The organism is Methanoregula sp. (assembly GCF_050010295.1).
Classification (GTDB): Archaea; Halobacteriota; Methanomicrobia; order Methanomicrobiales; family Methanospirillaceae; genus Methanoregula.
The window spans coordinates 1-26,312 of sequence record NZ_JBEKLH010000009.1 but is presented as its reverse complement, the minus strand read 5'-3'; the positions used below and the strand labels follow the sequence as shown (position 1 = coordinate 26,312).

The 26,312-nt window shown below is 54.4% G+C and carries 24 protein-coding genes; 12 read left to right on the top strand and 12 right to left on the bottom strand.

The features are described from left to right. Nucleotides 1–9: 9 nt before the first annotated feature. The 3 genes from ABSB80_RS11050 to ABSB80_RS11040 are packed head-to-tail and all read left to right on the top strand — an operon-like array spanning nucleotide 10 to nucleotide 3,756. Nucleotides 10–501: a YkgJ family cysteine cluster protein gene (locus ABSB80_RS11050; RefSeq protein WP_428370675.1), complete on the top strand. Its 492-nt coding sequence runs from the start codon at nucleotides 10–12 to the stop codon at nucleotides 499–501. Further along, nucleotides 498–1,646, top strand: coding sequence for a glutamate-cysteine ligase family protein (locus tag ABSB80_RS11045; protein ID WP_428370674.1), 1,149 nt, complete (start codon nucleotides 498–500; stop codon nucleotides 1,644–1,646). Before ABSB80_RS11050 ends, ABSB80_RS11045 begins: the two co-directional genes overlap by 4 nt. A 37-nt stretch (nucleotides 1,647–1,683) precedes the next feature. Continuing rightward, nucleotides 1,684–3,756 carry an acetate--CoA ligase family protein gene (locus ABSB80_RS11040; RefSeq protein ID WP_428370673.1) on the top strand — a complete coding sequence of 691 codons (2,073 nt, stop codon included), beginning with the start codon at nucleotides 1,684–1,686 and terminating at the stop codon, nucleotides 3,754–3,756. Nucleotides 3,757–4,029: 273 nt separating this feature from the next. Here ABSB80_RS11040 and ABSB80_RS11035 read toward each other — a convergent pair whose 3' ends face one another. The 8 genes from ABSB80_RS11035 to ABSB80_RS11000 all read right to left on the bottom strand — a co-directional run bounded on the left by ABSB80_RS11035 (nucleotide 4,030) and on the right by ABSB80_RS11000 (nucleotide 13,122). After that, nucleotides 4,030–5,709, bottom strand: coding sequence for a PAS domain S-box protein (locus ABSB80_RS11035; protein WP_428370672.1), 1,680 nt, complete (start codon nucleotides 5,707–5,709; stop codon nucleotides 4,030–4,032). Nucleotides 5,710–5,932: 223 nt separating this feature from the next. Next, a complete protein-coding gene (locus ABSB80_RS11030; protein WP_428370671.1) occupies nucleotides 5,933–6,277 on the bottom strand; it encodes a helix-turn-helix transcriptional regulator in 345 nt (114 codons plus the stop codon). A gap of 20 nt (nucleotides 6,278–6,297) precedes the next feature. Next, nucleotides 6,298–6,534, bottom strand: coding sequence for an LSM domain-containing protein (locus tag ABSB80_RS11025; protein WP_428370670.1), 237 nt, complete (start codon nucleotides 6,532–6,534; stop codon nucleotides 6,298–6,300). A gap of 313 nt (nucleotides 6,535–6,847) precedes the next feature. Then, the gene (gene fbp / locus ABSB80_RS11020) at nucleotides 6,848–7,945 is read right to left on the bottom strand and encodes a fructose-1,6-bisphosphate aldolase/phosphatase (RefSeq protein WP_428370669.1); all 1,098 of its coding nucleotides are present in this window, start codon (nucleotides 7,943–7,945) and stop codon (nucleotides 6,848–6,850) included. Between the two features lie 54 nt (nucleotides 7,946–7,999). Continuing rightward, nucleotides 8,000–9,136: a class II fructose-bisphosphate aldolase gene (locus ABSB80_RS11015; protein ID WP_428370668.1), complete on the bottom strand. Its 1,137-nt coding sequence runs from the start codon at nucleotides 9,134–9,136 to the stop codon at nucleotides 8,000–8,002. A 21-nt stretch (nucleotides 9,137–9,157) separates the two neighbouring features. Then, on the bottom strand, nucleotides 9,158–10,063 hold the full coding sequence (locus ABSB80_RS11010; protein WP_428370667.1) for a class 1 fructose-bisphosphatase: 906 nt from the start codon (nucleotides 10,061–10,063) through the stop codon (nucleotides 9,158–9,160). A 214-nt stretch (nucleotides 10,064–10,277) separates the two neighbouring features. Further along, nucleotides 10,278–10,712, bottom strand: coding sequence for an Hsp20/alpha crystallin family protein (locus ABSB80_RS11005; RefSeq protein ID WP_428370666.1), 435 nt, complete (start codon nucleotides 10,710–10,712; stop codon nucleotides 10,278–10,280). A gap of 22 nt (nucleotides 10,713–10,734) precedes the next feature. Next, a complete protein-coding gene (locus ABSB80_RS11000; RefSeq protein ID WP_428370665.1) occupies nucleotides 10,735–13,122 on the bottom strand; it encodes a CDC48 family AAA ATPase in 2,388 nt (795 codons plus the stop codon). A gap of 251 nt (nucleotides 13,123–13,373) precedes the next feature. Between ABSB80_RS11000 and thiC the strand changes: the two genes are divergently transcribed. The 7 genes from thiC to ABSB80_RS10965 all read left to right on the top strand — a co-directional run bounded on the left by thiC (nucleotide 13,374) and on the right by ABSB80_RS10965 (nucleotide 20,466). Then, on the top strand, nucleotides 13,374–14,651 hold the full coding sequence (thiC, locus tag ABSB80_RS10995; RefSeq protein WP_428370664.1) for a phosphomethylpyrimidine synthase ThiC: 1,278 nt from the start codon (nucleotides 13,374–13,376) through the stop codon (nucleotides 14,649–14,651). Nucleotides 14,652–14,753: 102 nt separating this feature from the next. Further along, the gene (locus ABSB80_RS10990) at nucleotides 14,754–15,371 is read left to right on the top strand and encodes a 5-formyltetrahydrofolate cyclo-ligase (protein ID WP_428370663.1); all 618 of its coding nucleotides are present in this window, start codon (nucleotides 14,754–14,756) and stop codon (nucleotides 15,369–15,371) included. Beyond that, the gene (locus ABSB80_RS10985; RefSeq protein WP_428370758.1) at nucleotides 15,295–16,128 is read left to right on the top strand and encodes an anaerobic ribonucleoside-triphosphate reductase activating protein; all 834 of its coding nucleotides are present in this window, start codon (nucleotides 15,295–15,297) and stop codon (nucleotides 16,126–16,128) included. Before ABSB80_RS10990 ends, ABSB80_RS10985 begins: the two co-directional genes overlap by 77 nt. Then, the gene (locus ABSB80_RS10980) at nucleotides 16,088–16,636 is read left to right on the top strand and encodes a dephospho-CoA kinase (RefSeq protein WP_428370662.1); all 549 of its coding nucleotides are present in this window, start codon (nucleotides 16,088–16,090) and stop codon (nucleotides 16,634–16,636) included. The genes ABSB80_RS10985 and ABSB80_RS10980 overlap by 41 nt, the downstream gene beginning before the upstream one ends. Then, the gene (locus ABSB80_RS10975) at nucleotides 16,633–17,406 is read left to right on the top strand and encodes a sugar phosphate isomerase/epimerase family protein (RefSeq protein ID WP_428370661.1); all 774 of its coding nucleotides are present in this window, start codon (nucleotides 16,633–16,635) and stop codon (nucleotides 17,404–17,406) included. Before ABSB80_RS10980 ends, ABSB80_RS10975 begins: the two co-directional genes overlap by 4 nt. Before the next feature lie 103 nt (nucleotides 17,407–17,509). Next, a complete protein-coding gene (rnz, locus tag ABSB80_RS10970; RefSeq protein ID WP_428370660.1) occupies nucleotides 17,510–18,448 on the top strand; it encodes a ribonuclease Z in 939 nt (312 codons plus the stop codon). A gap of 167 nt (nucleotides 18,449–18,615) precedes the next feature. After that, complete coding sequence (locus ABSB80_RS10965; protein ID WP_428370659.1) at nucleotides 18,616–20,466, top strand: DHH family phosphoesterase; 1,851 nt, start codon at nucleotides 18,616–18,618, stop codon at nucleotides 20,464–20,466. Between the two features lie 24 nt (nucleotides 20,467–20,490). Here ABSB80_RS10965 and ABSB80_RS10960 read toward each other — a convergent pair whose 3' ends face one another. The 4 genes from ABSB80_RS10960 to ABSB80_RS10945 form a co-directional block, all read right to left on the bottom strand. Further along, nucleotides 20,491–21,597, bottom strand: a complete 1,107-nt coding sequence (locus ABSB80_RS10960; RefSeq protein WP_428370658.1) for a DUF362 domain-containing protein — start codon at nucleotides 21,595–21,597, stop codon at nucleotides 20,491–20,493. Nucleotides 21,598–21,884: 287 nt separating this feature from the next. Beyond that, entirely contained in the window at nucleotides 21,885–22,373 is a 489-nt protein-coding gene (locus ABSB80_RS10955) for a ferritin (protein WP_428370657.1), read from the bottom strand. Between the two features lie 133 nt (nucleotides 22,374–22,506). Continuing rightward, the gene (locus tag ABSB80_RS10950) at nucleotides 22,507–22,965 is read right to left on the bottom strand and encodes a tetratricopeptide repeat protein (protein WP_428370656.1); all 459 of its coding nucleotides are present in this window, start codon (nucleotides 22,963–22,965) and stop codon (nucleotides 22,507–22,509) included. Between the two features lie 34 nt (nucleotides 22,966–22,999). Continuing rightward, the gene (locus ABSB80_RS10945) at nucleotides 23,000–24,001 is read right to left on the bottom strand and encodes a hypothetical protein (protein WP_428370655.1); all 1,002 of its coding nucleotides are present in this window, start codon (nucleotides 23,999–24,001) and stop codon (nucleotides 23,000–23,002) included. Between the two features lie 248 nt (nucleotides 24,002–24,249). Between ABSB80_RS10945 and ABSB80_RS10940 the strand changes: the two genes are divergently transcribed. Next, the gene (locus ABSB80_RS10940) at nucleotides 24,250–24,501 is read left to right on the top strand and encodes an AN1-type zinc finger domain-containing protein (RefSeq protein ID WP_428370654.1); all 252 of its coding nucleotides are present in this window, start codon (nucleotides 24,250–24,252) and stop codon (nucleotides 24,499–24,501) included. Nucleotides 24,502–25,306: 805 nt separating this feature from the next. Then, nucleotides 25,307–26,176: a UbiA family prenyltransferase gene (locus ABSB80_RS10935; RefSeq protein ID WP_428370653.1), complete on the top strand. Its 870-nt coding sequence runs from the start codon at nucleotides 25,307–25,309 to the stop codon at nucleotides 26,174–26,176. Nucleotides 26,177–26,312 lie beyond the last annotated feature (136 nt).

Genomic DNA, 26,312 nt, shown 5'->3' with positions numbered 1-26,312 from the left:
GATAAAAAAATGACCGAAGACCGGCTGGTCCGTCCCGAAACCTGCTGCCTGCGCTGCGGGGGGCACTGCTGCGACGGCGCGCATCCCCCGATCTCTGAACACTGTTACCGGAGGCTCACAGCTGCGGGAGTCCCGGCAGACGCTTTCGAACTGGACGGGTACCGCCGCCTGAAGACCCGCCCTGACGGCACCTGCGTCCAGTGGATCGACGGCAGATGTTCCATCCACGACATCAAACCGGAGACCTGCCGTGCAGGCCCGTTCACGTTTGACGTAGAAGAAGATGTCATCGCGATCTACCTGAAATACGAGAGCATCTGCCCTCTGGTCCGGCTCCTCAGGGACACCCCGGCAGCGTATGAGCAGCAGTACGAACGTGCGGTGAAGAGCATCACCCGTCTGGTCGCAGACCTTTCGGAAGAAGAACTGGAGGCCATCTGCCGTATCGAAGAGCCGGAGACCGAGAAAGTGGCCGAGATCCCGCGGCAGTACAATCCATGACCATCGGCACTGAGCACGAGTTCTCCATCAACGACCCACAGTTCAACGTCTGTCCGGTATCCGACCAGATCCTCAGGACGGTCTGCGGCAGGTACGAGAGCGAGATCCTGTTCGGGGATGTGAAGCTGGGAAAAGAACTCCAGAAGACCGTCCTCGAGATCATCCCCCGGAGACCGGCTGATGAGCTTGAACACCTGGAAACCCAGCTCACCAGCGGCATCAGGAAATTCTACCACATCTTTTCCGGGAGATACCACCTCCTCGGCCTCGGGATGCACCCGACAGCCCGCCTCCACGAGATCCCCGTCTGGGACCATGACGAAGGTGAGTATTACGAGGCATACGACCGGCTCTTCAATATCCGGCAGCACGGCTGGCTGAATATCCAGGCGCTGCAGATCAACCTTTCGTACTCCGGGGAGAGAGAACTCGTTTCGACCTATAACAAGGTCCGCACCCTGCTGCCCTATCTCGTCGCGGTCACCGCTTCATCGCCGCTCGTTGAAGGAGAACTGACCGGGACCTGCGACACCCGGCTGGTCTGCTACCGGGATAACCAGAAGGAGATACCGCTGATCTGCAACCATGTAGTCCCATCCCCGATCCGGAGCGTAAAGGATTACCAAGCCGTGCAGGACGGTATCTTTTCCGCGCTCCATGACCGCGGCGCCGATATTCTCTGCGAGGAATGGGTGAACTCGGGCGGGCTCATCATACGGTTCTCGCGGAGGTGCCTCGAGATCAAGGCGCTCGATGAACAGGAGTCCATCCACTCGGACATGGCGGTCTGCGCATTTGTCCGGGCGCTCCTCCGCTGCCGCTCCCTGCCGGTAGAGACCGGCCAGGATGCCCTGCTGGGTCTCCTGGAGGAGGCCATCCGGGACGGCACTGCAGCGTTCAGGCCTGAACTCGAACGGCTGTACACTGCCGCCTGGCGCCATGCCACGGAGGATGAACGGCTCTACCTTCCGGTGATACGGGAGCGGATCCTCAGGGGGAGCCTTGCTGAACTCATCCGCGACCGGTTCCGGCGCGACCATGCAATCTCCCCCATACTTGCGGAGATGGCGGAGTGCCTGAAAACCAACCGCCCGTACTCGTCCGGCAAAACCCCGTTCTCCGGTCCCTGCCACGATCAGCATTAAGACCGGGCAGGACAACCCTACATCAGGATCGATGCTGATGACACGGATCTTACTCTCTGAAGCCGAGGGCTATATGCTGCTGAAATCCGCGGGCATTCCCGTGCCGCTCTTCTCGGTTGCAGAGACCCCGGAGGATGCAGCCAGGATGGCAGATTCCACCGGGTACCCGGTCGTCCTGAAGGTGATCTCGCGGGAGATCGTCCACAAAAGCGATGCCGGCGGGGTCGTCACCGGTATACGGTCGGCTGATGAGGCCCGGACAGCTTTTGACCGGATCACCCGCTCGGTGCTGGCATATAAACCGGGTGCGGCGATCGACGGGGTCATGGTAGAGCAGCAGCTCCTGCCGGGGCTGGAGCTCATCGTGGGCGGGAAGACCGACCCGACATTCGGCAAGATCATCACGATCGGGAGCGGGGGAAAACTGGTAGAGTTGCTCCACGATGTCTCTCTCCGGGTTCTTCCGGTCGACGAGACTGAGATCCGCCTGATGGTCAGGGAACTCCGCAGTTACCCGCTGATCACCGGTTTCCGCCACGAGCCGCCGCGGGATGAAGAGGCGTTCGTCCGGATGATCGGTGCGGTGTGCCGGATGTTCCTCTCCGATTCCCGTATTGTCGAGTTCGACATCAACCCCCTTATCCTGTACGAAAAAGGGGGTTGCGCCGTTGATGCACGGTTCTATACCGATGATTCGGCGGCGCCAGTACTGCAACAGGAACCGGTACGCGAGGTGCCGGAAGAACTCTTCCATATCCGTTCTATCGCCGTTGTCGGGGCATCGCAGGACCCCAACAAGGTGGGGTACGCGATCTGCCGGAACCTGCTCGCCTTCCCGGGAACACTCTACCCGGTCAACCCGAAAGCCTCCACAATCCTCGGGCGGACTGCGTACCCTTCGCTCTCCGTGATCCCGGACAAAGTCGATCTGGCTGTTGTGGCGATCCCGGCAGCCGGCGTCCCCCGCATTGTCGAAGAAGCGGGAACAAAAGGGGTCCCCCTTGTCATCGTCATATCCTCCGGGTTCCGGGAGGGGAGCGCGGCGGGAAAAGAGCTCGAGGACCAGATCGTCTCAACGGCAGGACGGTTCGGGATCCGGATCATGGGGCCCAACTGCCTCGGGCTCATGCTCCCTTACCAGGGGATCAATACAACCTTCGACCCGGTCTCACCCAAGCCCGGCAACATCTCATTTATATCCCAGAGCGGGGCTATCATAACGACCATTGTCGACTGGAGCCTCCCTGAGGAGATCGGGTTCTCCTCGGTGATCAGTGTCGGCAACCAGGCAGACCTGACCTTCGAGGACTTCATCCGCTTTGCGGGCAATGACCCCGCCACCCGGGCAATTATCCTCTATATCGAGCAGATCAAATATGGAAAACGGTTCATGGATTCCGTGCGCCGCGTCGCCCTGACGAAGCCGGTCGTGGCCATCAAGTCCGGGTCCTCGCGCATCGGCCAGAAGGCTGCATCCTCGCATACCGGCTCGCTTGCGGGCAGCTATGACGTATATATGGCAGCGTTCCACCAGGCCGGTGTCATCCCGGTCGACTCCATCCACGAGGCATTCCAGACTGCCGAACTCCTGGCATCCGAGGGTTACCCGAAAGGGACCCGGGCAGTCGTGATAACCAATGCAGGAGGGTTCGCCGTCCTTTCTTCGGATTATGCCGAGAAATTCGGGATTGAACTGGTCAGATTTTCACCGGACCTTATCGATGCCCTGAATGCCGTGCTGCCGCCCGACTGGAGCCGGGAGAACCCAATCGACATGGTGGGGGACTCGAGCGCGGACCGCTTCGCCCGCACCTTCGATATCATGATCAGAAACCAGGACCTCTGGGACATCGCGTTTGTCATCGCGGTCCCGTCAGCGATATCTGACCCTATCCGGGTGGCAAACGAGATCGTGCGGTTCTCAAAGAACGCCCATAAGATGATCGTGGGCTGCATGATCGGCGGGGACAGCATGAAGACCCCCCTCCGCATCCTCCGGGACGCCCAGATCCCCAACTTCCCGGACCTTATGGATGCATTCAGGGCAGTGGGGAACATCTGCCGGCACCGCTGCAGTTCCGGTATGGCGGAATGCCGCCATGGATCGTGAAATTTCTACAAAAATGTACTGGAGAAATCCTATTACAGTCCATTTTTTTGTAAACCTGAAAAGGTAGTGAGCGTGACCCCCTCTCTCCCCCAGAGGGGGAGGCAGCCCAAGGGGTGCTCCCCTTGACCCCATTTGTTAACCATTACGTTCTCTTTAAAATTCCTCAAAAACCTTCTGAGTGACTATCACGTCATGGGGGATGCCCCAGCGGCGGGGGCGGAGGCAACGATTGCCGTAGCCCCCGAGAGCGTTCGATGATCTTAACAGAGCCGATCAGAGCGTTATCTTCTTGAGGATCCGGCCGTCACGGAAGACCGTGATCCCCCCGCCGCTCTGCGAGACGACGATCCCGACCGCTTTTGTCACGGACGTGATGGCCGCAACGGAGTTGTGGCGGGTGCCCATGCCCGGCGGAAGGGAGACACCGCTGGTATCGACCGTGATATAGCGCCCGACCGCCTCGACAAAACCGTCACCGGTGATGACAAATGCACCGTCGAGCTGGGCAAGTGCCTTGATGTTTTCCTTGAGCTCGGGATTGGTGATGACCCGCAGTTCGGGGCGGTGCCCCTCGAACGGGTTGAGGATGATCTGGCGCGATTTTTCGAGCACGCTCGCGGTGTCCCCGATAAGAAATGTGGTGCCGACCGGCTTTCCTTCTCTCCCTTCGATCGAGATCTCGGTGCAGATGTGGAACACCGCGTCGAAGATGTCCTCCCGGATATCGGTATCGCCAACCACGAGGTCTTTCCAGGAATCGGTACTGATGCGCACCTGCCCGCTCCGCTTCCTGTCCGTGATGTCGTTCCCGATGCAGAGGATCTCGGTTATCCGGCCCTGCCCGTCGCGGATAGCCTTGTTTATCCATGCGATCCAGACCCGGTCACCATTGCGGCGGACGTTCTCGTTCACATTGACCGCATATCCCTCCGCATTGAACCCCAGGTCGTTGGCCATCATCGAGAGGTCGTGCTGGACCCGGGATTTCTGGGGAACGATGGTGCCGACAACATTCCTGCCGATCACTTCATCGCTGGTATAGTCGAAGAAGGTGAGAGCGTAGAGGTTGAAAAACGTGATATTACCCTGCGTGTCCATCCGGATGATGATACTCTGCGTGTTCTGGAGCACGTCCCGGTATTTCGCCTCGCTCTCCTTAAGGGCGTCGGTAATTTTCTGTTTTTCCGTGATATCTGTTGCGATAAATGTCCCGCCTCTGGTGGTATCGCGGGAGTCGAGAGGGTTTGCCTGCAGGTGAACGGGAAGAAAGGATCCGTCTTTTTTCAGGAGCCGGCACTCCGAGTACCCGAGGCCGCGGGAGTCGTGCCGGATCAAAAATTCACGGCAGACCTGGTCATATTCCTCGGGCGTCCTGAAAAGAGATCTCACCTCTTTTCCGATGAGGGAGGATTCTTCGAATCCGAGCATGGAAACAAACGGGCGGTTCACCCATTCGACGAGGCCGTTCCGGACCTGGAATATCCCGAGAGGTGTTGCAGAGAGGATGATCGCGAGCTGCTCGTTCTGGACCTTGAGCTCCCGTTCAGCCTTTTTCCGGAGCGTGGTCTGTTTGATCAGGCTGACGATCTCAACGAGGTACTGGCGGGGATCCCCGCCCTTAGGCAGCGTGATCTCTAGGCCGTTATAGACTTCCTGCATGGCGACCTTGTTTCCACCACGTCTGCCGAGGAGGAGGACCGGCGTGGTATTTCCCTGTGACTTGAGGTATTTCAAAAATTCGATCCCATTCATGTCCGAGACGAATTCAATGCCGTTCACCTCGGGTATCTGCTCGTAGGAGATGATAACATCAAACGCCCGTCCTTTGAGCTTTTCCATGGCTTGTTTGATGGAATGGACGGATTCGACCCGCATCTCGCCCGTCTTCTCGAGAAATGTGCGGATTTGTACAAGGAGATCCGTATTGTCATCCACAAACAAAACAGAGATCATGGTGCATCTCCTGAAAATCGCGCGAAATTCACTGATATGAGGTGGATTGTTGAGCGATAAATAGTTGTTGAGATTGGGACCTGCCGGCAGGGAAACTCCGCTGAACGGTAATGATGTCAGGAGGTGTGATGACTCCCCGGAGCAGGATGGGCGGGCCCGGCCCCGGCCTTGGTTCCGGAAGAGATATTTTCAAAAAATCCCGGGAGAATATCAAAAACCGGTCTTATTCTTCCGTGTGCTCGACAATTGCAAGCTGGTACATCCAGTCCATGAGCGGGTGACATTCCTCAACGATACACTCAAGCTCGCATCCGATACACGGTATCAGCTCGTCACCTGCGAGTAAATGGCAGGGATTGACCGGCATCTGTCTGGCCCGGATGAGATAGGTCTTGATCCCCTCTTTCCGGAATTCGACCCGTTCAATGAGACCGTTCTCTTCCAGCTTCTTGACGATCCGGGAACATTTGCGGCTGTCTACACCCAGCTCCTTCCAGAGTTCGCTCTGAAGCACTCCTTCCGGGCGTGATTGTATCAGCTTCAGTCCTTCATCCACAGGATCTCCCACGAGAGTCCACCCCCACCCGCTCAGATTACCGGTGCAATAGTCAGGATATTATTGCCCCGGATTACGACAGTACCGAGGCTTCTTCCCCGCTGGTTGTCCACAAACTCGATAGTCTCTTCCATGTGGATGTTCAGATATTCATCCACCGCGATGAGGCGCCCCTGCAGTTTCCGTCTCTCATCCTTTATCTCAACCGATATTTTGGAATCAACAAGCGCAAACACTTTTTTTATTGGCAAAACAATTCCGTTAACCATCTGCCCTAATTTAGGATGTAAGATAATTAAAGTTTGCCCATGCGGATACCAGATTTGGTCAATACGCCGGACCGGGTTGAAGAAAAAAATTACAAAGAAGTTCGTACGGTGAATCCGTTATGATGAACGCCGCCGCCCCCGGCGGGGCGCCCCCGCGGCGGATCAGTGACTAAAAAATCCGAAAAACCTCCTGCCCCGCCGTGCCTCGGAGAGGCCCTGAGGCGGGGAGACCTCTCAATATTTACCTATCTCGGGATTTTCATGATGCGGGTAAAAACATAAAGATTCATACCTATTCTTCTCAAAAAAAAGATTATTCCGGTATAGGTTCCCAGCGGCTGCGGAACTGCTTCTCAATCCCCGGCAGGGTCGTGTATTCCATCTCTTCGAGCGAGAGGCGGTGCGGCTCGAACGGCCCCTGGTCCCGGATAATATCGGCGAGCTCGTTGCAGCGTTCGCGCACCCGGTCGAACCCGACATCGTCGAACATATCTGCCGGCCCGATCAGTTTCCCGTTGCAGACCTGGAACCCGAGGCAGATCGCCCGGGGGGGACCGTCAAACCGTGTCATGTTCGCATCGCAGACGCCGACCGGCATGAAGGGGCCATGGTGCGACCCCCTCATCCACCCGGCAACGATGATCGGCGTGCAGAAGGGTTCTATAACTTCCCCAACCGAAGGGAGCCCGCTTTGCGCCCGTACGATCATGACCGGGTCGTCTTTCCCGACATACCTTCCGGCCATGATGTTCAGCCGCTGGGTACTGGTCGACGCCGCGATAATCCCGTCTTTCCGCCACACGTACTTGATCACGTACCGCGAACAGGCGCCGATGTAGGAGAGAAGGGTATAGGTCTCCTCCGGGGTCTTGAACGTGATGCGGCGCTTGTTGATGACATCGTGTACCTCGAAGATGAACCCGGTGTGCATGCTCGGATCGATGACCAGCCCGGCGGTATTGAACGGATCGGCAAAGATCTTGTACAGGAAGAAGTTCCAGGCCCCGGGCTCGGTCTTGTCGGCCATGAAGATGAGCACCGGGTCGCTCCCGCGCTCCTCGAACTCCATCTCGGCGACCCCGGGGCCCATCCCCTTCACATTCCCGCTGAACGCATCGGCCAGCAGGTCCTGGCCCGCCCCGTAGAGTTTCATCGATTTGGCTATCTTGGTGCATTCCAGGAAGACGTCCCAGGCAAGCTTGTGGACCTCTTCATTGTCCTCGCCCCGGGTGTGGGTCATGATCAGTTCAAGGTCGTCACCGCAGTGCGTGACGAACGAGTCGATCAGGAGTTTCCCTTCCTGCTCCTTCAGCATCTTCGCGGCCTTTTCCAGGAGCTTGGGGTGGGTGCGGGAGTGACCCGGAAAACTGCCCACATCCGCTTTAATGACGGAAATCGTGGTTTTCGGCATGAGACTTCACAGTAAGAAATCGTCCCGTGGTTAAAAAATAGTTTGGTGGTTTATTTAGAGTGTCTTTCGCACGACCGATGCCGATCCGTACGCGCCGAACGCCCGGAAGAAGATGAGGCTCTCGGCGTACGCCATCGACTGGATCGCGTGCTCGGTTGCCGCTTCCAGCGAATAGAGGTCCTTGAAAAATTCCTTGATCGCCATCTTGCAGTTGCCGTCGAATATCTGGCGGTCCGATTTCCCGGCGTTCAGGGGGCGGTACTTCTCCAGCGTCCAGTCCTGGATGCTCTTGTACAGGGCGGGTTCGTACACCTTGAGCGTGGAAAAGACCACGTCCTGCCAGAACGTGCCGACGTTGCCCTTGATGATATCCCCTTTCGGGAAGTGGAGGTTGATAAGATCCCGGGGAGTACCGGTGATGCCGTGCTGGGCGATGCCGACCTGCAGCCTGTTGTCCCGGAGGGCTTTTGCGATCGCCTTCGTCTGCGGGATGTCGATAGAGAGCTGCTCTACCACGTTCCCGTTCGCATCGTAGGTGTGCCCATGGGTGCTGCCGTTCGCGATCGCGAGCACGTGCGGGAAGACATCGTTCTCATTGAGAGCCCTGATGAACCCGACGGCTTCTTCGGGTCTCGTCAGGATCAGCCCGCTCCCGTCCTTCCTGCCGATCTCGCCGACCTCAACCTCGAGACCGAACTCCGTCCCCTTCATCTTTGCCTTGATATACCGTGCCAGATCGGTGGTGACGCGGATATTCTCCTCCAGTTCCTCCCGGACATTCTTTCCCTCGAAATTGAAGAGGTGGGAGGCATCGATCGCAAACGAGGTATAGCCGGCGCCGATCTGGGCATCGATCAACTCTTTCGTCCCGTCTATCTCCGCGGCATCGCCTTTCTTTATCGTGATATGATCCGCGTGGAGGGCCCAGACGTCAAATTCCGCCCTCTTCGCGGCCTCGTTCATCTTCTCCGAGAATACCTGCGGGGTGAGCCCGGTATAGCCACCCTTGAGATCGCTCTCCGACCGGGCGATTTCCATGAATACGGCCGAGTCCGTATCCTTTGCAGCCCGGAAGATGCCGTCGGCTACCGAGGCGATCCGGATATTGGCCGCCATCACAATGGTCTTGTGGCCGGCGATGCCCCGGAGGATCGTTGACCCGGGGATGGGACCGAATGCATGCTGTTTCATAGACTGATCACTCCTCTTTGTTCACCCTTCCTTCATTAATGTTTCAATGAGCGCGATCTCCTTCCTGCCGCCAACGTAGATCGGGGTGACCTGGCCGATCTCCTTCGGCTTGATTGTGAGGATATCATCCTTCCCGTTGCTGATCGCCCCACCGGCCTGGAAGATGATCATCCCCATCGGGTTTGCCTCGTACAGGAGGCGGAGCTTCCCGTTCTCCTTCCCCCTGAATCCCGGGTACGCGAAGACGCCGCCCTTGTGGAGTATCTGGTGCACGTCTCCGACGAAACAGCCGCTGAAGCGGAGCTTGTATCCTGCGTCCTCGAGGGCCTGTATCCACTGGCTGTGGGCAGGGAGGTAATCTTTCCTGAGCGCGCCGGGCGCGTAGATCTTCCCGTCCGGGATCCTCAGGTCCTTATGCCGGAGCACGAACTCCCCTGCATCGTTCATCACAAACTCGTGCACACCTTTTCCGGTCGTGAAGGTCAGGGTGGTGAGGGGGCCGTAGAGGATGTAGAGGGCGGCAACCAGGGAGAGCCCTTTCTCGAGGACATGGCCGGGATAGATGCCGATGATCGAGCCCACGCAGAGGTTCACGTCGATCAGGGACGAGCCGTCGAGGGGATCGATGACGACCCCGAACTGGTGCTTCGGGTTCTCGACCTCGATGATCTCCGGCTGTTCCTCCGTTGCGATATACCGTGCCAGCCGGGTCTCCTTCAGTCCCGAGATGAAGATCTCATCCGCATACTTGTCGAGCTCCATCTGCTCTTCGCCGAACTGGTTGCGCGTGATCTCTTCCGAAGGGGTCCGGGGGATCGTGCAATAGAACCCGTGTCTCACGTTCCGGGCCTGTTCGCTGAAGAAGAGGATGAGCTCGGTCAGGTTTTTTTCCGTTCCTGCCTCGGCAAGGAAGTCTTTGAGCAGCATTATGGTACCACCTGATGATCCTGTTCCCGACCGGATGATCGCGGGATACTCCGTCAGGATCTCGTAATTTCATGTAGAGTAGGGTGCCGATCCATATCAGGATTATTATTCCCGTCGTGACGGGATGTCGGGAGCCAGAGGACACCGGCCCGGTCATGGCACGCCGGTCGCGCAAGGTTTGAAAAAGAGGGGGGGGTATCCGGTTCCGATCGGTTCAGATGCCGGAAGAGCCGGGCAGGCTCCTGAAGGTCACTTCGAGCACGCCGTTCCTGAGAGAATGCTGCATCGATCCCGGTTCAACGGGGGGGATGGCTACGGATGTACGGTAGTGGGTGTCCGCATCTCCCGCGTCGATGACGAGTTTCCCGCGCTGGATGCCCAGGCGGAGGAGGTCCTCAGTCACTCCGGGAAGCCCGGCGATTACTTTCACTTCATCGCCAACATGATAGACCTCGGTCACGGGTTTGTCTGCTGATCCCGGCTGAATAGCCGGGGTGGCCGGCATTTCTGACGGCTCTTCGCCGTTCCTTATCAGGATCCGGTAGCTGCCGGACAGGGCACCGGATTCGGGATCCCGGTTCATCAGGGAGAAGAGACGGGCGATCATCCCGTCCATCTCCTCAAAGATATCCCGCGGGTCTTCAAACATTTTGTACCCCTCCACACTACGATTATTTTTCGTTCTTCTTTTCCAGCGTTTCGGTCAGTTTCCTGATCTCGGCAAAGTCCTTCTTCCGTGCGAACATCGCTTTCCTGAGATCCGCGATGATCTTCTCATCGGCCTTCTTATGTCCGGGCCCTGCCCGGGCTGTCATCCGGGCCGCCGATTCCAGAATGATGCGCTGGTCCTGGTTGTAGAGCATCTCCCAGGACTGGCGCTCGGATCTCTCGAGAGTCTCCTCGTCCAGGGATCCCCTGACCCTGAGCAGCGCTGCGTCAAAGTGGGCCCGGGTCAGCATCACGTTCTTGATGGCATCTCTCCGTTCCTGCTCCGTCCGGTTCCCCATCTGTCCGATGAAGTCGCGCATCGCGGCCATCTTTGCTTCCCGTACGAGCGCCTCGATATCGGCACCGACATAGCCCTGGGTCTGTTTCACGAGAGTGTCGACATCCAGGTCCTTTGCGAGGATGCCCCCGGTCTCGCCACCGAGGTAGACATCGAATATCTTCTTCCTGCTCTCCTCATCCGGCGCAGGCACGTAGATGTGACGCTCGAGGCGACCCGGGCGGAGCAGGGCGTCGTCCAGCATGTCCGGGCGGTTGGTAGCCGCGAGGATCGTGACGTTCTTCAGCTCCTCCATCCCGTCAAGCTCGGTAAGGATCTGGGACACAACGCTCTCGGTAACATGGGACGAGCCCTGGAAGCTCCCCCGCCTGGGGACCAGGGCATCGATCTCGTCGAAGAAGATGATCGATGGCGAGGCCTGCCGCGCTTTCCGGAAGATCTCCCGGACTCCCTTCTCGGACTCCCCGACCCATTTCGAGAGCAACTCCGGCCCCTTGACAGCGATGAAATTGCACTCGCTCTCGTTGGCCACGGCCTTGGCGAGCAGCGTCTTCCCGGTACCGGGGGGGCCGAACAGGAGAATACCTTTCGGCGGTTTTGTCAGGAGGTGCTCGAAGACGTCCGGGAACCTGAGGGGCCATTCTACGGCCTCCCTGAGCTCCTGTTTTACTTCCTCGAGCCCGCCGACCTGCTTCCAGGTAACATCCGGTACTTCAACCAGTACCTCGCGCATCGCTGACGGCTCAACGTGCTTTCGCGCTTCTCCAAAGTCTTCGTTCGTCACCCTGAGCTTGTCGAGCACCTCGTCCGGGATCTCCTCGTCAATCTTTATCTGTGGGATCACCTTGCGGAGTGCATGCATCGCCGCCTCCTTGACCAGGAGTGCAATATCCGCACCGACAAATCCGTGGGTCGTGTTGGCGAATTCCTCGATCTTCACATCGTCGGCGAGCGGGACCCCCCGGGTATGTACCTGGAAGATCTCCATCCGGCCTTTCTTGTCCGGGATACCGATCTCGATCTCCCGGTCGAACCGCCCGCCCCTGCGGAGGGCCGGGTCTATCGAATCCGGAAGGTTGGTCGCTGCAATGACGATGACCTGCCCGCGTCCCTTGAGCCCATCCATAAGAGCCAGGAGCTGGGCTACCACGCGCCGCTCGACTTCTCCCTGAACCTCGGCACGTTTTGGTGCGATCGAGTCAATCTCATCGATGAATATTATCGCAGGCGCATTCTGCTCGGCCTCTTCGAACTTCTCCCGGAGGCCTTTCTCGCTCTCGCCGTAATACTTGCTCATGATCTCCGGGCCGGAGAGGGTGATAAAGTGAGCGTCCACTTCGTTTGCAACCGCCTTGGCTATCAGCGTCTTGCCGGTACCGGGCGGGCCGTACAGGAGTACCCCTTTGGGTGGCTGGATGCCAAGGCGCTCGAAGATCTCCGGGTGGCGGAGCGGGAGCTCGATCATCTCGCGGACGAGCTGCAGCTCGCGGCCAAGTCCCCCGATGTCCTCGTAGTGGATATCGGATGTTTCCTGTTTGCCTTCTTCCGGCTTGTAAGGCTCCTCTTTCAGCTCGATCTCGGTATCATCGGTCACGATGGCGATGCCTTTTGGCACGACTTTGGCGATGACGAGCGTTATGGTATTGCCGATTACATCGATCCGCTGGGTCTGGCCTTCAAATACTGCACGCCCGCGGAGGATCCTTGACAAGTACTGTTCCCCTCCAACGAGCCGGATTGGTTGTGTCGGCTGGATCACCACTTTCTTTGCATATTCGGCCTCAGATTTCCGGATCCTTACCTTTTCGTCAATGCCGGTAGCTGCATTGCCGCGGATATTACCGTCAATCCGCAGAACTCCGAATCCTGTGTCCTGGGCAAAGCCGGGCCAGACAATCGCAGCGGCTTTTTTCTTTCCCTGGATCTCGATCACATCGCCGGAGACAAGCCCCAGCTTCTTCATCACCTCGATGCTGACCCGTGCTATGCCGCGACCGGCGTCATCGTGGGCTGCTTCCTTCACCGTTACTTCGGAATAATCCTTATCTGTCATCGTAAAACACCTCGCTGGATCAAGGTTTACCATTAGTTAGTGACTTATATTATATAATATTATTTCAAAAATTTTCCAAGTCCTCTCGATAGCCTCCATCTCATTGCCGGGAGAAACTTTTCGTCAGATTAGTAAACACAAAAAATTATGCGTTATGCCAAATCAACTTTACTTGTTGTCTTAACAAGCCAGATTTATTCCAGAATTGAAAAACCGAGCCTTTATCTTGTCTTTACAGTAACCAGTATGGTATGAGTATCGTAGCAGATGCCAAGCGTGGCATCGTCACCGAAGAGATGAAAATTGTCGCAGCGCAGGAAGGGGTCACCGAAGACTTCGTACGGCGCGGTGTTGCCGGCGGGCATATCGTCATCCCTGTTTCCCCGTACCGCAAAGTAAAGATCTGCGGTATCGGGGAAGGGCTTCGAACCAAGGTAAATGCTTCTATCGGAACTTCCACGGATATCGTGGATATTGGCATGGAAATTGAGAAGGCAAAACAGGCCGAGCGGGCGGGCGCAGATACCCTCATGGAACTCTCCACCGGCGGCGATTTTCTTGAGATCCGCAAACAGGTAATCGCCAGCACAAACCTCTCTGTCGGCTGCGTCCCCCTCTACCAGGCATTCATCGAGGCAGCAATAAAAGACGGCGCTGTTGTCAACATGAAGGAGGATGACCTCTTCCGCATTACTGCCGAGCAGGCAAAACTCGGTACCAATTTTATGGCGATCCATACCGGCATCAACTGGGAGACCGTCAAGCGCCTGAGAAATCAGGGCCGTCATGCCGGACTCGTCTCGCGGGGCGGGGCATTCATGACCGCGTGGATGCTCCACAACGAGAAAGAGAACCCGCTCTATGCTGAGTTCGATTACCTGCTCGAGATCATGAAGGAGCACGAGGTCACCCTCTCCATGGGTAACGGTATGCGGGCCGGGGCGATCCATGATGCAACCGACCGGGCCGGGATTCAGGAGCTCCTTATCAACGCTGAACTCGCGGACAAGGCACAGAAAGAGAACGTACAAGTCATTGTCGAAGGTCCCGGTCACGTCCCTATCGATGAGATCGCGACCAATGTCCAGCTCATGAAGCGGGTCACCAATAACAAACCGTTCTACATGCTCGGGCCCATTGTCACCGATATTGCACCGGGCTATGATGACCGGGTGGCAGCGATAGGTGCTGCAATCTCATCATCCCTGGGTGCCGATTTCATCTGCTATGTCACGCCTGCCGAACACCTCGCCCTCCCGACACCGGAGGAAGTGTATGAAGGCGTCATGAGTTCCCGGATTGCCGCCCATGTCGGGGATATGATCAAGCTCAAAAAGACCCGCGAAGCAGACCTCGAGATGGGACACGCCCGCCGGGACCTTGACTGGGAACGCCAGTTTTCCGTAGCCATGAACCCGGCCCGGGCAAAAGCGATCCGGGCCGAGCGTATGCCTGCCGATACTGACGGATGCACGATGTGCGGGGACTATTGTGCTATCAAGATCGTCAACCGTCATTTCAAATTCTAACCAGCTTTTTTTACTCTGCTCTTATTGTGCTGACAGTCACCAGAGGATGTCAAGAATTATGGCATAGGTGGCCAAATATCTGTACAGGATACTCACAAGCATATGACCGGCCTGCTATCGAAAAATGCCCTGCGGGAGGCAGCGCGACAGAAGCGTTCTTTGCTCTCCCCGGCTGAAATTGAAGGAAAAAGCACCCGCATCTGTACCGCCCTTGCCGGAATACTCGACGGGATGGATCCCATCATGGTCTATGTTTCAAAACCCCGGGAGGTCGATACCCGCAGGCTTATCGGACAGCTCATCGTATCACGGAAAAAAATTGTTGTCCCGGTAATTGAGAAGGAGACCCGGACCCTGCGCCTTTCCTATCTGGACCGGATCTCAGACCTTGTCGAAAGCACGTTTCAGGTACCTGAACCTATCGGACACGAGCTTCCTGCAGATTCACGGGACATAAAAGGAGTTATTGTGCCTGTACTTGCTTTCGATCGAAACGGGACCCGGCTCGGGTACGGTGCCGGCTACTATGACCGATTCCTGTCCGCACACCCCCATATGGCGAAGATCGGACTCGCTTTCGCATGCCAGGAATTTGATGAAATCCCAGCGGACGGGAATGATATAGGAATGGATATTATCATAACTGAGAACGGGATCATCCGCTGCGACTGCAGGTACGAAGATATCAATTACAGACCACAACTCAATACACTCAAATAAGCACGGGAATAAAATACTCCGGCACGGTGGTTCTATCAAGCTGAATTTCGGAGGTTTTGTCCCACTCTCAACGGTCGACTGGAGAGGCAGGTCTGTCTGTGCGGTTTTTTTCCGCGGGTGCCCGGTACGCTGCACGTACTGCCAGAACTCATCAATCCTTTCCGGAAAAGATGAACGGGAGCTTGAAGGGGTCATTGAAATGATCCGGGGATCGCTCCTCGCCATCAGCGGTGTCGTTTTTTCCGGTGGCGAACCAACCATGCAGAAAGACGCGCTGGTCGAACTGGCAAAAGCCTCAAAAAAGATGGGACTTCGTGTCGGGGTCCACACCAACGGGGTCTTCCCGGGTACGCTGGATGCCCTCATCAGTGGCGGGATTGTGGACTATGTTGCCCTAGACATCAAGGCCCGCTGGGCGCGATATAATAACCTTCTCAGGGGAAATTATGTTAAGGATGTACAAAAATCGCTTGCCCTCTGCAGAGATGCGCGTGAACACGGCCACCTCCCGGAGTTTGAAGTCGTGATTACCCTGTTCCGCGGGTATGATGACGAAGTCTCCGCAATCGCCGGCGAGGCGGGCACTGTTGACATTGTGCTCCAGCAGGGCGTGACCGGGGATGTACGCCCGCTCTCTGAAGGAGAGATGAAAAAAATTGCAGATACCCTGTCTCGAAGCGTCAAGATCCGTACCCGTGAAGGAGGTGAAATTGTCTATGAAGGTGATCGGAGTCGTCGGGCTTCCCGCAAGCGGTAAAGGTGAATTCTCGAAGATTGCTGCCGGTACGGGTATCCCGGTCGTCGTTATGGGAGATATGATCCGGACTGCGGTCAAAGCTTCAGGACTGGAACCCACGGACGAAAATTTCGGGACGATGGCAAACAACCTCCGAACTGAACGCGGCATGGATGCAGTCGCCCAGCTCTGCATCCCCAGGATCCGGAGCCTGTCCGCACCTCTTGTGCTCGTTGACGGTATCCGTGGCAATGCGGAAGTTGAATTATTCCGCCGGACTTTTGAGGGATTTACCCTTATCGGGATCGAGTCTTCCTTCGAAAAACGGCTTTCGCGGATAGCAGCCCGGGCACGTTCAGATGATTTTTGTTCCGCTGATGCCCTGCACAACCGTGACGAACGCGAACTGAGCTGGGGGCTGGGCAATGCCCTCCGGAATGCCGACCTTACCCTCAGGAATGAAGGTACCCTTGACGCGTTCTCAACGGCTGTCCGCGACCTCCTTGCCACACTTGGACGTGAGAGATGACCCTGCAGCCCTACTTTTCCTCTTCAGCAAAAGTCTGGGACGACATTTCCTGGGTCTACAAGATCGAAGAGTCCGGTTACGCAGGCTGGGAGATTGTAGGAGACGGTAATTACCGGCTCGACAACCCGGACTGCTTCAGAAAGATACAGGAAGTGATCACCACAACAAAACTCGGTGTGACCGTTCATGCTCCCTATGGCGACCTCAATCTCGCAACGTTGAATGATCCGATCTGGCGTGAATCGATCCGCCAGATCTGCACCTGCATCGAACATGCCGCGCCCCTCACAGATCGTGTCACCATCCATTCCGGTTACATTTCGCCCATAGGCAAGATGATGCCAGAAAAGGTCTGGGAGCTTCAGAAAGAAGCGCTCAGGCAGATTGGAAAATATGCTGCTGACCGGGGTGTCCTGGCCTGCCTTGAAAACATGATCAGCGCTAAGGAGTTTCTTTGCAGGTTCCCGGAAGAGCTCATCGGGATGACCGAAGGAATTGAAGGGGTCGGGATGACCTTTGATTTCGGGCATGCAAATACGATCGGAAAAGTGGAGGAGTTCCTTCCTTTTGTAGGAAGGGCAGACCATATTCATATCCATGACAATCACGGTATGTCGGATGAACACCTTCCTCTCGGTGACGGCACCATCAACTGGGAACGTGTCGGCAGGACAACTGCCGATCAGTATACAGGAAGGATTGTTATCGAAGGGCGGTCGGTTGAAGAAGCGAGGAAGAGCCTTGCCGTTTTCAGGAGATGGTTTGCGTGAGCAGTGAGCAGATGCGAACTGCTGGAGCAGAATCCCGGGAAGGATTGGGCGTGAGCAGTGAGCAGATGCGAACTGCCGGAACGGAGTTCCGGAGGGGTTGTATATGAGCGGGGAAACACTCCAGGTCTATTTTCTCGGAACTGCGGGGGCACTTCCTACCCCGGTGCGCAACCCTCCGTGCATCCTGATACGCCATGGCTCCGACACCCTTTTATTCGATTGCGGCGAGGGGGCGCAGCAGCAGATGATGCGCTCACGGTGTGGCTTCACCGTCAACGCCATCTTTGTCACTCACTGGCATGCCGACCACTTTCTTGGTATATTCGGCCTCGTCCAGACAATGTCTTTCAACGGCCGTACGGAACCGCTTACCATTTATGGTCCCGAGTGGGTGCATGAATTCGTGAAAACCCTTCGCCATGTGGCACGCTTCAATCTCAAATTTACCATTGAGTCAGTCGAGCTGCATGACGGCTCATGGGTACGTTTTGAAGGCTACACGGTCACCGCATTTGCAGCACGTCACGGCCTCCCGTCACTGGGATATATTCTTGAAGAAGACCCACGCCCGGGACGGTTCAACCGCGAGCACGCTGTTGCTCTGGGAGTCCCGCCCGGGCCTCTTTTCGGAAGGATCCAGAGGGGAGAAACCGTCAATATTGCCGTCGGCGACTGCCAGGTAACCGTCAGGCCGGACCAGGTCATGGGAGCACCACGACCCGGGCGAAAGATCGTATATACCGGGGACACCCGTTCGATCCATACTTCCATCATGGATATCGCCCAGAATGCCGATCTGCTGATCCATGACGCTACATATGATGATTCCGAGTCGGCACGGGCTGCAGAGTTTTACCACGCAACTGCATCGCAGGCCGGGGAAGCTGCTGCGGCCCTGAAGGCCCGGACACTTGTCCTCATTCATACCAGTTCACGATATACTGATCCCGGGGCCCACATAACTGACGCACAGAAAAAATTTGACGGGCCGGTTCTTGTCCCCAATGACCTGGACAAGATTGAAGTAGCATTCCGCGACTGACCGGGTTTCCCTTATCCTGTGATCGCATTTTGCAGATAACAAGTAAATTAAACATTCAGTCACTCATTGATGATCATACAGGAGAATAGTACCGCGTAGCGTTGACGATACTAACTACCATATCGCAACAATATGCCCATTTTCGCCGTGTGCAGTGAGAGGAGATTATGCAGAATAATGACGTAAATGATGTGCTGGTCTACCGGCTCGGCGCCGGGTGTGACCTTGCCGAAGTTGAGGAAGGGAATATTTATCAGGGAAAGGTGCAGGGTTTTGCAAATTTTGGGGTGTTTGTTCAGTTAAACGACCGAATCAAAGGACTCGTGCACAAGAGTAACATCAAGGCCGATCATAAGGAACGGGATTCTATCCTCGTCAGGGTCCGCCAGATCCGCCCGAACGGGAATATCGATCTCGAAGAGGTCCAGATCCAGGTGTATCAGGTTCAGAACGTGGAACGAAAGTCCACAACGGTAAAAATTGCAGATCTCAACAACAGGGTGGGAAAGACCGTAGCAATCGAGGGGGAGATCGCCCAGATCAAGCAGACAAGCGGGCCTACCATCTTCACGATCGTCGATGAGACCGGGACCCAGAACGCAGCCGCATTTGTCGAAGCCGGCGTGCGGGCATTTCCCGAAGCCGAACTCGGTAACATTGTCAGGGTCGTCGGAGAGGTGATGATGCGCAACAGCCAGCTCCAGATCGAAGTGGATGCATTAACCATTCTTTTGGAAGAAGAGTCCGTGTTGGTGAGGGTCAGAATTGAGAAAGCCCTGGATGCGCGGGCAGAACCGGAGAATATTCCGCTCCTTATAAAAAGTGAGGTAATGGAAAATCTCCGCCCCGATATGAGGAAGATCGCAAAGATTATCCGGAAGGCGGTATTCACCTCCCAGCCGATTATCCTGCGCCACCATGCCGATGCCGATGGGATCTGCTCGGCGGTCGCTATCGAACAGGCCGTCGTATCGTTGATCCGTGAGTCAGGGGGTGATTTTGACGCGGAATATTTCATGTTCAAACGAGCCCCGTCAAAGGCTCCGTTCTATGAGATCGAAGACATCACCCGTGACCTCGATTTTTCCCTGAAAGATCATATCCGGTATGGACAGAAGATGCCACTGGTTCTTCTCACGGATAATGGGTCAACAGAAGAGGACGAACCTGCGTACAAGATTGCCAGCGTCTACGACATCCAGTTTGTAGTCATCGACCACCACCATCCGGATGCAACTATTGACAAATACCTTCTGGCCCACCTGAACCCGTACCATGTCGGCGGGGACTTTGGTATAACGGCCGGTATGCTCGGGACCGAAGTTGCACGGCTGATCAACCCCAAGATCGAACCCCTTATCCGTCACCTTCCGGCCGTAGCCGGCGTCGGTGACCGCAGCGAAGCCCCGGAACGGGCACTCTTCCTTGCGCTCGTCCGCGAACAGTATCCGGAGGAAACATGCAAGGATATAGCGCTCGCCCTTGATTATGAGCAGTTCTGGCTCCGGTTCAATGATGGCAGAGAGATCGTCAAGGACATCCTTGATCTCACGGGCCACGCGGAACGCCACAGGAAGCTGGTCTCCCTTCTCGTTGACGGGGCAAACACAATGATCGAGGACCAGATGAGTGCATGCATGCCCCATGTGGTCCCCCGTATCCTTTCGAATGACGCCCATCTGTTCCTGATCGATGTCGAGATCAATGCCCACAAATTCACGTTCCCCCCTCCAGGTAAAACCTCCGGTGAAGTGCATGACCGGCTCTGCAAACAGAACATCGGTAAACCCGTTGTCACCATTGGCTTTGGCCCTGATTTTGCCGTACTGCGATCCCGGGGCGTACTCATGAACATCCCCCGCATGGTCCGTGAACTCCGGGTCGAGATTCCCGGGGGCGGCATCAGCGGCGGCGGCCACCTGGTTGTCGGGAGTATAAAATTCGTGGAAGGTATGCGCGAGGTCGTTCTTGAGGCATTGATAAAAAAGATCGCCGATGCACAGGTTCAGAGCCTGTGAATAGCCATTTTTTTTAAAATTTTATCAGAGACGGATCAGTTCGTACGCACTGCTTCCCATACCGATTTCTTCAGCATATCTTATCTGCCGGAACCCAACTGTATTAGCGTGTACACCGGTAAATTTATCCTCGCCTGCACGGTGGTGAGTGGCGAGGAGCGATTCCCTGTATCCCTGTTGCAGATTGACGAGATCGAAGCTGGCCGCATCAATGGCAACCGGGTCGCGCGATGCAAGAATTCCGATATCCGGGACGATCGGTGCGTCACTGAACGGGAAACAATCACAGTCCGGCGTGATCCGTATCAGGAAATTCATGTAACCCACCCTGCCCTCCTTTCCAGCGACTGCCCCGTATGCGTACTCCACCATCCTTTCCATGAACAAGGGAATCTCGGTCTCCCAGTCTATATCGATCGCATGCTCCGGGCATGCATGCATGCATTCGAAACAACCGATGCAGTTCTCACGGTTAATTACCGATTTTTTTGCCACAATGCTTATCGCCGAACTCGGGCAGACCTTCATGCAGGCTGCACATCCGGTGCATTTCTCGCTCAAGGTAAACGGCCGGGCATTGTGCTGTGCCCGTTTTCCCTCGGGAGGAGCACACCCCATGGCAAGATTTTTTATCGCACCGCCGAAACCTGAAACGATGTGTCCCTTAAAGTGACTCAGGACCAGCATGCTGTCGGCAGAAACAATGTCACCGGCTATCGACACCTCGCTGAAATGTTTTTTACCGATCGGAACTTTCACCACATGTTTACCAAAAATTCCATCCGCAATAATAACCGGTGCCCCTACTACTGCAAAATCAAAACCGTGCAGGATGGCAGTGGTGATGTGCTCCACCGCGTTTGAACGGCTGCCCCTATAAAGGGTATTGGTATCGGTCAGGAATGGCAGACCCCGGCACTCTTTCACCTTTTCCACAACCTGTCGCACATAGACCGGGCTGATAAAGCCGTCATTTCCCACTTCTCCAAAATGGAGCTTGAGTGCAGTTTTATCCCGTGGTTTGATCAGCTCTGAAAACCCCGCACGGTCAAAGAGCTGCTGCACCTTTGCTGTCGTACATTCTTGATCAGAATGTGCCCGGAGGTTTGCGAAATAGACCGGACTTTTCATGCTTACGCCTCTGCAGAGGGAATTGTTTTCCGAAGTACTAGAACCCATCGTTTCCGTGAAATGTCCTGTTGTGGACGCGGACGGTTTTTCCTGACAAAACCCCGGACCCGTGCGCCGGAAGCGACGGGTCATTTAATTATCAGACAGTCTGGATCTTTATGTGCTGGGACAATCCTTGGGAGAAGATCGTAGCGAGTCTTTTCAAGGTGGCCCGCGACGTAAGAGGTGAAAGAAATCCTTGGATGATACATAAAGAAGAAAATTTCAAAAGGAAAATACGTGAGGAATTATTCCCTCTTGCCGAGATAGTGGTCAATATAGAAGAGATGGCCGATAATATCGCCAACGATTCTTACCTGGTTGAGAACCTCCAGGGCCTGTTCCTCCTCCTCTACCTGTTCTTTGACAAACCACTGGAGCATCTCGAACGTTGCGTGATCTTTTTCTTTGATGGCAAGATCAACGATAGCGTTGATCATCCCGGATACTTTCTGCTCATGGGCATACACCTCTTCGAATACCTTTCCCGCAGATGTCCATTTTGCCTTCGGGGCCTCGATAGCACCAAGGGTAACTTTACCCCCGCGGGCAACGATATACTCAAAGATCTTCAGGGCGTGTGAGCGTTCTTCCCGCGCCTGCACCCGCATCCATTTTGCGAATCCCCTCAGACTGATTGTCTCTAAATACGCTGCCATCGAAAGGTACAGGTATTCTGAGAAGAATTCCCGGTTAACCTGCCGGTTCAGGGCTTCTTCCATGGTTTTTGAAATCATTTTATAACCTCTGTTGCATCGTTCATTGGTTTTTTTATTAATAATGCTTTCGTAACGCGGCATCAGTTCTGAGTATAATACCCGGAATCGGTTTTTCCCGAAACAAAGAATATTTGATTATAAATAAGAAAATCTACCTGCAGACTTTCTTTCTTTCGGCGTCCATATCCAGAATAATTTCAAGTTCGAGTGACCTGCCGTACGCTTCCTGTGCCTCATCGTTCCTGCCGAGTTCATCGAGGCAGATCCCCTTGATGTACCAGGCTGCAGCATCGTTACCGTTCAGGGTCGTGGCTCGCGTGCTGGCAAGTACCCCCTCGTCAAACCGCTCGAGATTATAGAGAACCAGCCCTTTCTTCGCCCATGCGTCCGCATAATTCTGGTCAAGGGCAAGTGCCCGATCGCAGTCAGCAAGCGCCTCCTTGTACCTCCCGGTCTCGATAAATGCAGTGGCCCTCAAAAGCCAGCTCTCCGGATAATTTGGATCGAGAGACAATGCTTTCTCGAAGTGGATTATCGCTTCCTTATACTTGGTACGCTTTGCCAGCGATTTTCCTCGTTTGAGCAACTCTACAACTTCTTTCACCGGCATGAAAGTCCTCCTGCAAATCTTGGCTCGCGAAGCATCATCCATCCCCCCATGTGTCCGTTATCAGGTCACCGAATATCTTTTTCAGCGCTCTCCTCTCAAACTCCTCTTTGTTCTTGTGAGCATCGAGCAGGTGTTTTGGCTCCTCCCAGACAAACCAGTCTTTCATGGTCATGTACGAAATGAAGTTATCAGTCAGATTGACCCCGATCTTATAAAGGTCAAAATAGTGGTCGAGGGTCGGTTCCGCGTCCCATTTCACAAGGCTGAGCGGGCGCTCCATGATTGCCAGCATATTGTCTCCAAAGACTTTTGACTGGTACCAGGCAGTCTGAGTCCAGCGTGTGGTCAGCATTTCCTTCACCTCAAGATGGTTGAACTTCTTCATCTGGGGGATGTTCAGGACCGGCATCAGCTCATCAGCAGGAAGTGTTTTGGCAAGGAACATATCACGAGCGTAGAACATCGCCTTGTTCAGTACAAAATACCGGCGGGGGACAATAGTTTCCTGCTCCATCATCTCGTCCATGTCGTTTTTGCTCTCTTTCATGACATGATAGAGCTGGGTTTTCCGGATCTTGGGCATACGATGGTAGACACTCGCGTTCACGATTGCGTTCCACGGGAGCTCGTTGATGTCGTCATTGAAGTGGGTAAACAGGATGAAGAGCATCTGAATAAGTTTCTGGACCGGAAGTTTGTTCTCCTTTTTTGCTTCGTCCTTCAGCGCGTCCAGGTAGATCTGGTGCATGCCCCTGTATACGGATTCCTCGGTGTAGGAACAGACAAGGTACCTTGATTTTTTTGCTGCAGCGCCCTTGATAAGCAGGTTGGTGCATTGTTTTGCGATGATGAAGTCCTTGAGGAGGCCGATGTACTGTGCCGGGAAAATGATGACATTCTTTTCAATATCGTACGTGTAAATATCAACGAGAGTCCCCCCCGGTTCAGCATCCGGCTCGCGAAGAAGCGAGATTTCTGTATCGAGTGTTTCTTCGGTATGGGTAAGAAACCGGCGGATGGGTTTGGATAAAGGCATCTCGGTTTTCATTGTGTGGCTCACCAAAAAATCGTTTTACAGGGATTTATGCTTTCTAGTACTTCTGTTCTGGTGCGAATTAATCTATTCTAAAAAGGAATGTCGGGGGGGATGGCTGCATAAATACTTCCGGTCACCCTCGTGCATAATCATTGTTGAAAAATTTCTGTCAGGATTCGATCATCGGGAGCAACCGGTATTTCCCTGTCCAGCACTATTTTTATTCCTGTCCGGCACCATTAAACGATATGCAGTTGAAGAAAAAACTTGCAGATCTCTTTTCAAAACTGTCCGGAAAGAGGCAATACCCTCTCTATGAGACGTGTTCGTTCTGCGGGGTGCGGGATTACCTTCCCTTTCACTGTGAATACTGCGGGCGGTATTTCTGTGACCGGCACCGGCTGCCGTTCGATCATGATTGCAAAAATATTGATACGTGGAAGAAACAATCCGCCCGGCCACCGAGGTCAACGGCAAAAAAATTCTTTTTACGAAAATAACCTCTCGGCAATCCCGGAGACCTGACCGTAACGTTTGCCATGAACTTTCTCTCCCATTTTTAACGGATCACGATTCATTCGCCGGTGTCCATATAATAGACATTTCAGAAATCTCGCAGGAGCGATCGGCTCACTGTTCAAGAAATTAGGCGTCTATGATAGAATGCGTGCAGCGGAAGATGTTCTTCGGGTCTTCCATAGTCATGGTTGCCATCAGTCACATACAATCTCTTTTTAAGATCTTTCACCGGAGTCTCGCCCCGTTTTCGATACTGATATGAGGGAAACAAACCGGAATATTAAAACAATCAGTGCTCTTGAGAATGTCGGCTGGGACATCTAGAACATGATCCTCAAACAGGATATCATCATAACCACATCGGTTCGCGAAATTGTTCAGAGCATCAGAGGATCTGGAGAATATAATAGTGATATTTCCAAGAAGGCGATCACCCTTCAGGGCCAGAGAGGCCGGGCCCGGATAAGATAAAAACCCGGAAATAATAATTTACAATTTCCTTTCTCTTTTTTACGATCCGGAAAATCATAAAATGTTGAGGTTTATTTTCCGCAGAATCACATTAATCCAACTTTTTGTTTTTAAAATATGATTATAGTGTTTAGAGCAAAAATATTGATATCGTCAAGCAGCCGTGTGCATGGTGCATTGGAATTATAGTATCGAGTGCCGAATCCTTCAGATTTATAAGTCCTCAATCTTTAAATATAATTACCATTGTATAAAATAAACTGCCGATATTTTAATGCTATTAAAAATTTTCATGAGATTGTAATAAAGCGAGGCATGGAAATTTTTTATGGTGTGACACTTTTAGACACGCCCACTATGCGGCTCCTGAACTCCTCGACAGTTGTCGCAATTTCCGGGATATTCAGGCTTCATATTGCTTTTCTCCTGGCAGGTATCGCCATGAGAATACCAGAATATTGTGCGTTCAGCCTCATCGTGTATGCCACGTATACCCTGGACCGTGCCCTCGATTGCAAGGAAGATGCAATCAACCGGTCTGAAATCACAGGTGCAGACAAAAAAACCGGAATACTTGCTTGTCTCGCAGCATTTCTCATGGGCGCCGTCATTTTACTCCATGACGGCATTCTGCTCGCACCGTTTTTTCCTTTCATTGTCGGCTATGCCTATACCCATGGATTCCGTGTCGGGTCGTATACAGTTAAACTTAAAGCGGGTACAGGAGTAAAGAATGCCATCATCGGACTCACATGGGGCGGGACGATCGCCCTGATCGTGGGCCACTGGTGCGGCAGTATTGTAACCGTTGGCGTCATTTTCCTGTTCTTCGGGCTGAAAGTCTTCGTAACTTCGTGCGTGAACGATTTCAAGGACGTAAAGGGTGATATGGCCGCCGGGATCCGGACACTTCCCGTCTGCCTCGGTGAAGATCTGACAAAAAAAGTCCTTATCTTGATACTCTTGGTCATGCACGGCATCATGCTCTACGCACTGCTCTCAAACATTATCAGAGATGAATGGCTCGTCCTGCTGACAGGTCTGGTCATCGCGGTCGTATTCCTTTTCATCTATTCGCCGTCGTTTGAAACCAGCCCCCAGCTTATGTACCGGAAGATGCGGGAGTTTGCGATCAGCTGGGAATCGCTCATCGCACTGGCCATTCGGGGATGTGTGGCAATTTAATCCAGCGATTCAATTTTTTTGCTCTGTAGAAATGTTTTCATCGAGAGAAAAGAACCGTGCTCGACCACAAGATCCAAGGTACGGTGTCTCCTTATTTTGTTATGTTCAGTAACGATAAGGAGACAATTAAGAAATC